9 protein-coding genes and 2 pseudogenes are annotated in these 11263 nt (G+C 70.0%); 4 read left to right on the forward strand and 7 right to left on the reverse strand.

The features are described 5' to 3' along the window. Positions 1-567, forward strand: a 567-nt coding sequence (locus FV230_RS17445) for an enoyl-CoA hydratase-related protein (RefSeq protein ID WP_147843304.1), incomplete at its 5' end; no start/stop codon positions are given. A gap of 61 nt (positions 568-628) precedes the next feature. On the opposite strand, the pseudogene FV230_RS30820 reads toward FV230_RS17445, so the two are convergent. The 4 genes and pseudogenes from FV230_RS30820 to dctP form a co-directional block, all read right to left on the reverse strand. Further along, positions 629-834, reverse strand: a pseudogene (locus tag FV230_RS30820) (hypothetical protein); the annotation flags it as partial. 7 nt (positions 835-841) lie between these two features. After that, a complete protein-coding gene (locus FV230_RS17455) occupies positions 842-2194 on the reverse strand; it encodes a TRAP transporter large permease (protein WP_147843305.1) in 1353 nt (450 codons plus the stop codon). Continuing rightward, positions 2191-2886 carry a TRAP transporter small permease gene (locus FV230_RS17460; protein ID WP_147843306.1) on the reverse strand — a complete coding sequence of 232 codons (696 nt, stop codon included), beginning with the start codon at positions 2884-2886 and terminating at the stop codon, positions 2191-2193. Before FV230_RS17460 ends, FV230_RS17455 begins: the two co-directional genes overlap by 4 nt. Positions 2887-2998: 112 nt before the next feature. Further along, a complete protein-coding gene (gene dctP, locus FV230_RS17465; protein ID WP_147726682.1) occupies positions 2999-4021 on the reverse strand; it encodes a TRAP transporter substrate-binding protein DctP in 1023 nt (340 codons plus the stop codon). Between the two features lie 160 nt (positions 4022-4181). On the opposite strand from dctP, the gene FV230_RS17470 reads away from it, so the two are divergent. Together FV230_RS17470 and FV230_RS17475 are read left to right on the forward strand one after the other, a co-directional pair. Beyond that, entirely contained in the window at positions 4182-4838 is a 657-nt protein-coding gene (locus FV230_RS17470) for a GntR family transcriptional regulator (protein ID WP_147843307.1), read from the forward strand. 157 nt (positions 4839-4995) lie between these two features. Further along, positions 4996-5922, forward strand: coding sequence for a class I SAM-dependent methyltransferase (locus FV230_RS17475; protein WP_147843308.1), 927 nt, complete (start codon positions 4996-4998; stop codon positions 5920-5922). Positions 5923-5926: 4 nt separating this feature from the next. Here FV230_RS17475 and FV230_RS17480 read toward each other — a convergent pair whose 3' ends face one another. Both FV230_RS17480 and FV230_RS17485 read right to left on the reverse strand, forming a co-directional pair. Then, the gene (locus tag FV230_RS17480; RefSeq protein WP_147726689.1) at positions 5927-6628 is read right to left on the reverse strand and encodes a GntR family transcriptional regulator; all 702 of its coding nucleotides are present in this window, start codon (positions 6626-6628) and stop codon (positions 5927-5929) included. Between the two features lie 56 nt (positions 6629-6684). Next, a complete protein-coding gene (locus FV230_RS17485; RefSeq protein ID WP_147843309.1) occupies positions 6685-9642 on the reverse strand; it encodes an FAD-binding and (Fe-S)-binding domain-containing protein in 2958 nt (985 codons plus the stop codon). Between the two features lie 114 nt (positions 9643-9756). Here FV230_RS17485 and FV230_RS17490 point away from each other — a divergent pair, with 114 nt between their 5' ends. Continuing rightward, entirely contained in the window at positions 9757-10848 is a 1092-nt protein-coding gene (locus FV230_RS17490) for a threonine aldolase family protein (RefSeq protein WP_147843310.1), read from the forward strand. 136 nt (positions 10849-10984) lie between these two features. Here the strand turns inward: FV230_RS17490 and FV230_RS29770 are convergent. Next, positions 10985-11263 (reverse strand): annotated as a pseudogene (locus FV230_RS29770) (hypothetical protein); the annotation flags it as partial.

The following is an 11263-nucleotide window of genomic DNA, read 5'->3' on the forward strand; positions in this document are numbered from 1 at the left end:
GCGGACGCGCTCGGCTACGCGCGCTTCATGGACCGGGGGCGCGGCACGCTGGCGCGGAGGCGGGGGCCGACCATCGCGGCGATCGCGGGCGCCGGCACCGGCGGCGGGGCGGCGAGCGCCGCCGCCTGCGACCTGCGCATCGCCACGCGCGACGCCCGCTTCGGCTTCCCGATCGCCCGCACGCTCGGCAACTGCCTGTCGCAGGGCAACCTCAAGCGCCTGTCGGACCTGATCGGCCCGGCGCGGGTCAAGGACATCATCTTCACCGCCCGCCTCGTCGGCGCCGAGGAGGCGCTCGCCATCGGCCTCGTCGGCGAGGTGGTGGCCGATGCCGCCGCCCTGGCCGCGCGCGCGACGGAGCTGGCGACGCTCCTGACCGGCCACGCCCCGCTGACGATGCAGGCCACCAAGGAAGGCCTGCGCCGGCTCGCCGAGGAGGCCGCCGCCCCCGAGGGCGAGCCGCAGCCCGGCGACGACCTGATCCTCAGCTGCTACATGAGCCGCGACTTTCGCGAGGGCATGGAGGCGTTCCTCGCCAAGCGCACGCCGGACTGGCAGGGGCGCTGATCCGCTTTCCCGCACGGGCGATCGAACCTCGCTCGATCCGCATTGGGTCGCCCGTTCGCCGCGCATCCCCTCGCTCCGCCTGCGGGGAGAGGGCCGCGACGACCTCGTCGTCGGCGCGGCGCGGCGGCAGCCGAAGGTGAGGGGGCTTCGACGAAGGAGCTTCGTTCGTCCCCACCCCCTCACCCTCGCTACGGCTTCGCCTCCGCTTCCCGCAGGCACGACGAGGTGCCTTCGGGCCTCTCCCCGCGTGCGGGGAGAGGGGAGAAGGGCCGCGCTACCGCGTCGACGGCAGCAGCAGGTCCGGCAGCCACAGGGCGATGCCCGGCACGAGGCACAGGATCAGGATCGCGACCGCCATCAGCACCACGAAGGGGAGCGTGCCCCAGATGATGTCCGAGAGCGGGATGTCGGGGGCGATGTTCTTGATGACGAAGATGTTGAGCCCCACCGGCGGGTGGATCAGGCCCATCTCCATGGTGATCGTCATCACCACGCCGAACCAGACGAGGTCGAAGCCCGCGGCCTTCAGCGGCGGCAGGATGATCGGCGCCGTCATCAGGATGATCGAGACGGGCGGCAGGAAGAAGCCGAGCCCGATCACCAGCCCGAGGATCGTGACCAGCAGCACCCAGGGCGAGAGCTGCATCGCCACGATCGCGGCGGCGGCCGACTGCGAGATGTGCAGGTAGCTCATCACGTAGGCGTAGAGCAGCGACATGCCGATGATCAGCATCAGCATGGTCGATTCGCGCAGGGTCGCGGTAAGGATCGGGCTGACGTCCCGCGGGCGCCAGACGCCGTAGATCACCGCGATCAGGCCGAGCGCCAGGAGGCCGCCGAGGCCCGCGGTCTCGGAGGGCGTCGCGTAGCCGCCGTAGAGCGCGACCATCACGCCGGTGAGCAGCACCACGAAGGGCAGCACCCGCGGCAGCGTCTCGAACCGCTGGCGCATGCTGTAGGTGTCCTCGGCGAGGATCGGCGACTGGACGCCGCCCCGCTCGTAGGCGGCCTTCGCGGTGGCGTACTCGGCGCGGAAGCGGAACATCGCCCACGCCGCGAACAACCCCACCAGCAGCAGCCCCGGCCCGATGCCGGCCAGGAACAGGCGCCCAAGCGACTGCTCGGCGGCCACCGCGTAGAGGATCATGGTGATCGACGGCGGCAGCAGGATGCCGAGCGTGCCGCCGGCCGCGATGATGCCGGCGGCGAAGCCCGGCGAGTAGCCGCGCTTGCGCATCTCGGGGATGCCGGCCGAGCCGATCGCCGAGCAGGTCGCGGGCGAGGACCCCGCCATGGCGGCGAACAGCGCGCAGGCGAAGACGTTGGCGATGCCGAGCCCCCCGGGGATGCGGTGCATCCAGGCATGCATCGCCGAGTACAGGTCCTGCCCCGCCTTCGAGCGCCCGATCGCGGCGCCCTTCAGGATGAAGAGCGGGATCGAGAGCAGGGTGATCGAGGCCATCTCCTCGTAGACGTTCTGCGCCACGGTATCGAGCGAGGCCGACGGCATGAAGAAGAACATGAACGCCAGCGCGACGAAGCCGAGCGCGAAGGCGATGGGGATGCCGGCCAGCATCGCCGAGAGGGTGGCTCCGGCATAGAGGAAGCCGATCGCGGCGGTGCTCATCGGGTGATCCTCGCGGTGTCGACGGTGTCGCCCATCGGGTCGGTGCCGCGCGGCGTCGCGTCGGGCCGCCCGTGCATGTCCTTGTTCAGGTCGGCGCCGACGCCGATCTTCGGCGCGACCCAGCCGGCGGAGTTCGGGCCGTAGGTCAGGGCCTGGACGATCTGCACGGCGAACTGGATGCCGAGCAGCGTCATGCCGACGGCCATCAGCGCGTAGGGGATGGCGAGCGGCGGGCCCCAGCTCGATTGCGAGACCTGGCCGTCGACCCAGGCCTCGTGGAACAGCGTCCAGCTCTTCCAGGCGAAGAACACCACGAAGACGAAGCTGATCACGTCGGCCATGAGCAGGCGGGCGCGGTTGACCTTGGGCGACAGGAACCCGGTCAGCGCCTCGATCGCCACGTGGCCGCGCTTGGCCTGGACCGCGGCGGCCGAGAAGAAGGTCGCGCCGACGATCAGGAACACGGCCATCTCGTCCTGCCAGTCGGTCGGCTCGTGCAGGACGTAGCGGATCACCACGCTGTAGCTCAGCACGAGGCAGGCGCCGACGAGCGCCAGCCCGCCGAGCACCATGATCACCCCGTTCAGGCGCTTCATCGCGCGATCCATGACGCCGAGCGCGCCGGGGATCCGGGGCTCGGCGACCGCCTTCGTCTCGGAGGCGGCCGAGGCCGCGTCGAAGGCGTGGCTCATCGTGTGTGCTCCCGATGCCGACGCCTCGGGAGCGTTCCGCGGCACCGGCCGCGGCGCGCATTCGCGCTTGCCGGTCGTTGGCCGGATGGCCAGGACTGCGCTTGCCTCGCGCTCATGCGACCTGCTCCGCGAGCTTGAGGAGCTCGGCGCACTGCGCGTTCTTGGAGGCGTAGTCCTTCCACGCCGTGTCGCGGGCGATGTCGCGCCACTGCCCCATGGTCTTCTCGTCGAGGTTCTGCACCTTGGCGCCGGCCTTCGCGAAGACCTGCTCGACATGGGTGTCGTCGGCCTTGGCGCCGTCCTGGCCGAAGGATTCGAGCTCGGCGCCGACGGTCATGATCAGGTCCTGCTGGTCCTTCGGCAGGCCGCTGAAGATCGACTTCGACATCATGATCGGCTCGAGCATGAACCAGTACGAGCGCTCGCGGCCGGAGGTGAGCGCCTTCGACAGCTCCTCGAGGCGGAACGAGATCAGGCTGGTGGAGGAGGTGATGACCGCGTCGCACGCGCCGGTCTGCATCGCGGCGTAGGATTCGCTCGACGGGATCGAGAGGGTGGCCGCCCCCGCCTGCTTCATCATCAGGTCCATCTCGCGCGAGCCGCCGCGGACCTTGAGGCCCTTGGCGTCGGCCGGCGCGTAGAGCGGGCGCTCGCGGCTGGCGACGCCGCCCGCCTGCCAGACCCAGGAGACGAGGATGATGCCCTTGGCGTCGAGGATCTCGGTGAGCTTGCGGCCGACCGGCGCCGCCTTCCAGGCGACGCCCTGCGCGTAGGAGGTCACCAGCCCCGGCATCAGACCGATGTTCAGCTCGGGGATCTCGCCGCCGGCGTAGGGCGACGGGTAGAGCGACATGTCGAGCGCGCCTTTGCGCATCGCGCCGAACTGGGCGTTGGTCTTCATCAGCGACGAGCCGGGATAGACCTGCACCTCCAGCGCGCCCTTCGAGCGCTCGCCGACGGCCTTCGCGAGCTTCCGGCACATGCGGTCGCGGAAGTCGCCTTCGTCGATGGTGCCGCCCGGGAACTGATGGGAGAGCTTCAGCACGGTCGCGGCCTGGGCCGCGCCGAGGCCGAAGCGCAGCAGGGCCGGCGCGGCGAGGCCGCCGGCGAGGAGGGCGCGTCGGGTCGGCATCATGATGTTTCTCCCGCGTCGCACAATCGCGACTGTATTGTTTTGCGCCGCACAATATACGTGATGCAACGCTTGGTATACATTGAAGGGGCTCTTGTATATTTTGTCAACGCCCCTGCATAATGAGCTGAGAGAAAACGTTGCGCCCGGGAGGGGTTCGGCGATGAGCCAGGCACAGCGCCTGCGGCAGACCATCGAGGACGAGATCGTGGCCGGCCGCCTGGCCGTCGGCGCGCGCCTCGACGAGGTCGTTCTCGCCGAGCGGTTCGGGGTGTCCCGGACGCCGATCCGCGAGGCGCTGCTGCAACTGGCGGTCACCGGGCTCGTCGAGACCAAGCCGCGCAAGGGCACCATCGTCAGCGCGCCGGAGCCGCAACTCCTGCTGGCGATGTTCGAGACCATGGCCGAGCTGGAGGCGGCCTGCGGCCGCTTCGCGGCCCGGCGCCTGACGCCGGACCACGAGGCTGCGCTAAAGGCGGCGCTCGCGGCCTGCGAGACCGCCGCCGCGGCCGGCGACACCGAAGGCTACTACGCGGAGAACCACGTCTTCCACGCGGTGGTCTACGGCGCCTGCGGCAACGCCTTCCTCGCCGAGCAGGCGCGCCTGCTTAGCCGGCGGCTCGCGCCCTATCGCCGCCTGCAGCTTCGGACGCGGCATCGGCTCGGTCAGTCGCTGGCGGAGCATGACAGCATCGTCGCGGCGATCGTCGGCGGCGACGACGCGGCGGCCGCCGAACGGCTGCGGACGCACGTGGTGGTGCAGGGCGACCGCTTCTCAGACCTGGTCGCCGGCCTGCGCTCCCTCGGCAACGCCGCCTGAGCCACCGACCGGACGGAACCATCCGGCTCGGGCGGGCAGCGGGAATTGCATTTACCGCGATTGCGATCGGAGCGGGCGTCTACGCAGAACAACTCAACCACAGATTGTTTTTGATGGTACGATCCTTCGTCCTGGGGCGTGCGGGTCGGAGTCGTCGATGCTCAAGCACTTGGTGAAGACCGCGGGCCGGAAGGCGGGTCTCGACATCTTCCGGGCGAGCACCGATCCGTTCCGGTGGAGCCACACCGTCCACGATTACTATCCGGTCGCCCCGCAGGCACGCTGGCAGCCGCAGACCCTTCCGCACAGCCGCCTGCGAACGGTGCTCGACCAGGGCCGCCCGGATTACGAGCGCTTCGTGTCGGCGCTGGAGGACCACGCGGCGCTGATCCACGGGGTCGCCCACGCGCCCGACATCGCCAACCCGACCGCGCCGTGCTGGAACAACACCTGGTTCACGGCGCTCGATGCGGCGGCCCTCGTCACCTTCCTCGCCTGGAAACGGCCGGCGCGCTACGTCGAGATCGGTTCGGGCACCTCGACCTGCTTCGCCCGCTACGCCGTCGAGGCCCTGTCGCTGCCGACGCGGATGACCTCGATCGATCCCAACCCGCGCCGGCACATCGACCAGATCTGCGACCGGGTGATCCGCCAGCCGCTCGAGGTCTGCGACCTCGCGGTCTTCGACGCGCTGCAGGCCGGCGACGTGCTGTTCTTCGACGGGTCGCACCGGGCCTTCGCCAACTCCGACGTGGTGGTGTTCTTCTTCGAGATCCTGCCGCGGCTGGTCCCGGGCGTGATCGTGCACATCCACGACATCTTCATCCCCGACGACTACCCGACCGCATGGAACTACCGGCTCTACAACGAGCAATACCTGCTCGCCGCGATGCTGATGTGCGGACGGCCGCCGTTCAAGGTCACGGCGCCGATCACCTATCTCTGCCAGGATGCCGGCTTCGGCGAGCGGGTGAAACGGGTGTTCGCGGCGCCCGCCGGCGGCCCGGACATCCCGTTCCACTACCCGAACGACACCGGCCTGCCGGGCGCCTCGTTCTGGTTCGAGATGACGGACACCGACTAAAGCCTCAGTCGGCGGCGTCCGCCGGCAGGTCGGCGGAGGCCTCGCCGAAATTGGCGGCGATCACCGGCTTCTTGCCGCGGATGTGCTCGCGCATCAGCTGGGAGAGCGCGGTGCCGTCGCGGGCCCGCAGAAGCTGCACCATGCGGTCGTGCTCCTCGATCGCCCGGGTCCACTGCTCGGGCGTCTGGTGCGCGGAGTAGCGCGAGCGCTGGATGCGGCCCGACAGGCTGCGATAGATCCCCGCCAGCGTCGCGTTGCGGCTCGCGGCCATGATCGCCTCGTGGATCTGGCGGTTGAGGCGGAAGTAGCCGGCCTCGTCGGAGGCCTTCCACATCCCGACCATCGCGTCGTGATCCGCCTGGATCGCGGCGATCTCGTCCTCGGTGACGGTGCGGCAGGCGAGGTCGGCGGCCGTCGCCTCGAGGCCGGCGATGACCTCCATCATCTCCTCGATCTCCACCTGGGAGATGCTGGCGACCCGCGCCCCGCGATTGGGCAGCAGCTCGAGGTGGCCTTCGGTGGCCAGGATCTTGATCGCCTCGCGAAGCGGCGTGCGCGAGATGCCGAAGCGTTCGGTGAGCTCGCCCTCGTTGACGCGCGCCTTGGGCTCCATCTCCCCGGATTGAATCAGCGCCCGGATCCGGTCCGCCACCTCGTCGTGAAGATAACGTCGATTGATGCCGAGGCCGGGATCGATCTTGTTCATGCGTTCGATGCAATCGCGGGCGAGCAGGAGGCGCCCCTGTTTAGGCGCCTCCGAAATCAGTGTCGAGGCATCAGGGCTCGGTCCAGGATCCTGATCACATGTTCTGCCTCCAACCCGAGCCCGTCGTGGATCTGGTGGCGGCAGCTGGTGCCGTCCGCGACCACGAGATCGCCGGGGCCGGCCTTGCGCAAGGCCGGAAACAGCGACAGCTCGGCCATCGCCAGCGAGGTGTCGATGGTCTCGGCGCCGTAGCCGAAGGCGCCGGCCATGCCGCAGCAGCTCGATTCGATCGGGCGCACGTCGAGCCCGGGCACGCTGCGCAGCACGCTCTCGACCGCGCCCATCGCGCCGAAGGACTTCTGGTGGCAATGGCCGTGCAGATGCGCGACGCGGCCCCCCTGGTCGGCGAAGTCCGGTGCGATCAGGCCGGCCTTGAGATCGGCGGCGAGCAGCTCCTCGATCAGCAGGCTCTGCTTGGCCAGCAGGTTCGCGTCCGGCCCGGGCAGCAGGGCGACGAACTCGTCGCGGAAGGTGAGCAGGCAGGATGGTTCGAGGCCGACGACGCGGGCGCCGGCCCTGACGAAGGGCAGGAGCGCGTCGAGCGTCCGTCGCGCCTCGGCCCGCGCCCGGTCGGTCTGGCCCGAGGCGAGCCACGTCCGCCCGCAGCAGAGCGGGCGTTTGCCCTTGGCGGGAAAGACGCGGTGCAGCCGATAGCCGGCGGCGACGAGCACCCGCTCGGCCGCCTCCAGGTTCTCGCGCTCGAAGGCGCGGTTGAAGGTGTCGCCGAACAGGATCACGTCGCGGTGCTCGCCCACCACGTCCTGCGGATGGGCCGGCTCGCCGGTCTCCTTCCAGGGCCTGCGCCAGCGCGGCAGCGAGCGCCGGGCGGAGAGGCCGGCGACTTGCTCGGAGATCCGCGCCAGCGCCGGCACCCGGTCGCGCAGGTTGAGCAGCGGCGCGAGCCGGGCGGCGATGCCGGCGTAGTGCGGCATCGCGCCGATCAGCCGGTCCTTCAGCGGCAGGCCGTGGCGGGCGTGGTAGTGGTGCAGGAACTCGACCTTCATCCGCGCCATGTCGACGCCGGTCGGACATTCGCGGCGGCAGGCCTTGCACGAGACGCAGAGGTCCATCGTGCGCTTCATCTCGGGCGACGTGAACGCGTCCTTGCCGAGCTGGCCCGAGATCGCCAGCCGCAGGGAGTTCGCCCGTCCGCGGGTCAGGTGCTGCTCCTCGCGCGTGACGCGGTAGGACGGGCACATCGCCCCGCCGGCGAGCTTCCGGCAGGTGCCGTTGTTGTTGCACATCTCGACGGCGCCGCCGAAGCCGCCGGCCTCGGGCCAGTCGAGGGCCGTCGCCTGCGGCTCGCTCACCCGGTAGTCCGGCGCGAACCGCATCAGCGTGCGGTCGTCCATCCTGAGCGGGCGCACGATCTTGCCCGGGTTCAGGCGGTTCTCCGGGTCGAACGCGTCCTTCACCGCGTCGAAGGCGCGGGCGAGGCGCGGCCCGAACAGGGGCGCGATGTATTCCGAGCGCGAGATGCCGTCGCCGTGCTCGCCGGAATACGAGCCCTTGTAGCGGCGCACCAGCTCGGAGGTCTCCTCCGCGATGGCGCGCATCTTGGCGACGTCGCCGCCCAGCTTCATGTCGAGGATCGGGCGGACGTGCAGGCAGCCGACCGAGGCGTGGGCGTACCAGGTGCCCCGCGTGCCGTGCTTGGTGAACACGTCGGTGACGGCGTCGGTGTAGTCGGCGAGGTGCTCGAGCGGCACCGCGCAATCCTCGATGAACGAGACCGGCTTCGCATCGCCCTTCATCGACATCATGATGTTGAGGCAGGCCTCGCGCACCTCCCATACGGACTTCTGGCGCGACGGCTCGTGGATCTCGACCACCGCGTCGGGGAAGCCGTGGTCGGCCATGCAGGCGTCGAGGCGCTTCAGGTCGCGCTTCAGCCCGGCGAGATCCTCGCCGGCGAACTCCGCGAGCAGAAGGCAGTTCGGCGTGCCGCGGGTGATGTCGGCGAGCGTCGCGCGGAACAGCGGGATGTCGGCGCCGAGCACCAGCACGTTGTTGTCGACGAGCTCCACCGCCACGGGGTCGAGGTCGACGATGTGCCGCGTGGTCTCCATCGCGGCGCGGAACGACGGAAAGTGGCACACCCCCATCACCCGGTGCGCCGGCAGCCGCGACAGCTTCAGCGTCACCGCGGTGGTCGCCGCCAGGGTGCCCTCGGAGCCGACCAGCAGGTGGGCGAGGTTCGGCCGCGCCTCGATCAGCGCATCGAGGTTGTAGCCGCCGACCCGGCGCTGGACCTTCGGGTATCTGTCTCGAATTTCCTGGCGCTCCGATTCGGCAAGCGCGATCATCTTGCGCGCGAGGTCTTCCGCGCGGGCCGAGCCGGTGACGCCGTCGGACGCGTTGCCGGTCAGCCCGAAGCCGAAGGCCTCCGCATCGTGGAACAGCGCCTCCATGGCGAGCACGTTGTCGCTCATCTTGCCGAAGCGCAGCGAGCGGGCGCCGCAGGAATTGTTGCCGGCCATGCCGCCGATGGTGCAGCGGGTCGCCGTCGAGGGCTCGACCGGGAAGAACCAGCCGTCGGCCTTCACGCGGGTGTTCAGGCGCTCCAGCACCATCCCTGGCTCGACGGTGACGGTGCCGGCCTCGGCGTCGTAGTCGCGGATGCCGTTGAAGTGGCGGGAGCAGTCGACGACCAGCCCGGAGCCGATCGGCTGCCCGTTCTGCGAGGTGCCGCCGCCGCGCATGATCACGGGCACCCCGTGCTCGGCGGCGATCGTCAGGGTCGCGGCGATGTCGGCCGCGCTCCGCGGCAGCACCACGCCGGCCGGCATGATCTGGTAGATCGAGGCATCCGTCGCGTAGCGTCCGCGCGTGAAGGCGTCGAACCGGGCCTCGCCCTGCAACGCCTCGGCGAGACGCCGCGCCAGACCCGCTCCGTTCCGCCCCGCGACGCGTGCGCCCTGTCGTGCACCCTGGGGCGCCGTTCCAACCGCCACCTGCTCGGCCCTCCGTGCGACCGAACGCGGCCGCCTCTCCTAAATGTATTCAAAATTCATTTTTAGGGAAAGATGGCGCGCATCGCCTTCGCGATCCCGCGCGGCCATGGCACTATGGCGCCGCAACCCCGCCCAGAGGCAAGCCTTCCCGTGACGATCGATCTCTACAGCGACACCCAGACGCGGCCGACGCCGGGCATGCGGGAGGCGATGGCGCGCGCGGTGGTGGGCGACGAGCAGTCGGATTCCGACCCGACGACGCGCGAGCTCTGCGACCGGGTCGCGGCGCTGCTCGGCCAGGAGGACGGCGTGTTCATGCCCTCCGGCACGATGTGCAACCTGGTCTCGATCCTGGTGCAGACCCGGGCCGGCGACGAGATCGTGGTCGACGACCAGTCGCACATCTACAACACGGAAGCCGCCGGCTCGGCCGCGATCGGCGGCGTCTCGGTGAGGGCGCTCCCGACGCCGGCGGGCGTCTACACGCCCGAGGCGTTCCGGGCCGCGATCCGTCCGCCGGCGCGCACCGCGCCGCGCAGCGCCCTCGTCTCCATCGAGCAGACCACCAGCTTCTCCGGAGGCTCGGTCTGGGACCTGGCCGACATGCGGGCGATCCGCGACATCGCCCGCGCGCACGGCCTCAAGGCGCATATCGACGGCGCCCGTCTCCTCAATGCGGTGGCCGCCACCGGCATCCCGGCGAAGGACTACGCCGAGGGGTTCGACAGCGTCTGGCTCGACCTCAGCAAGGGTCTCGGCTGCCCGGTCGGCGCGGTGCTGTGCGGCGCCCGCGACTTCGTCGTCGAGGCGTGGCGCTGGAAGTACCGCCTCGGCGGCGCCATGCGCCAATCCGGCGTGATCGCGGCCGCCGGCCTCTACGCGCTCGACCACCACGTCGATCAGCTGAAGACCGACAACGCGCATATCCGGCTGATCCACGCGGCGATCGCCGACGTGCCCGGCCTGCATTTCGACCCGACGGCCGGGCAATCGAACATCCTGTGCTTCGGCGTCGCCGGCCTCGGCGTCACCGCCTCGGACTTCGCCGAGGCCTGCCTCGCGCACGACGTCCGCATCCGCGCCATCGGCAGCCAGATCCGGGTCACGACCCATCTCGACGTCGACCGCGCCGGCGCCGAGCGGGCCGCCGAGGTGATCCGTGCGACGGCGATTTCGTTCGCCGAGCGCCGGGGGGGCGTTCGTTGATGGTCGAACCCTGACGGGTGGTACCTACATCGAGGGTCCGCATTCGACCCTTTGCAAACATCAGAAAGGTCGCTTGCGACTGTCGACGAGGCAAAGGCCTACGGTCGGGTTGGATAGATCTCTGGCAGCCAGTGTTCTATTGTGTAAGGACGACCTTGCCGTTGACGGGCCCGACACCCTTGGGCACCGGCACGCTCGTCGCGTCGTAGTTTGCGTTCAGATACAGTGTTGGACCGTCGTAGAGGTCGAGGAGCTGCACGACGATGACCGTGTAGGCCGACTGATCGCTCACGGCCGCGCTGCCGTCGATGATGAGCCGACCGGCTGGCAGGTAGATCGTGTCCAGCATCGTGCGGGCATTGTTGCTGATGATACGGTACTCGCGCAGCGGCTTCGAGGGGGGAGATGGCGGGGG

Source organism: Methylobacterium sp. WL6 (assembly GCF_008040095.1).
GTDB lineage: Bacteria > Pseudomonadota > Alphaproteobacteria > Rhizobiales > Beijerinckiaceae > Methylobacterium.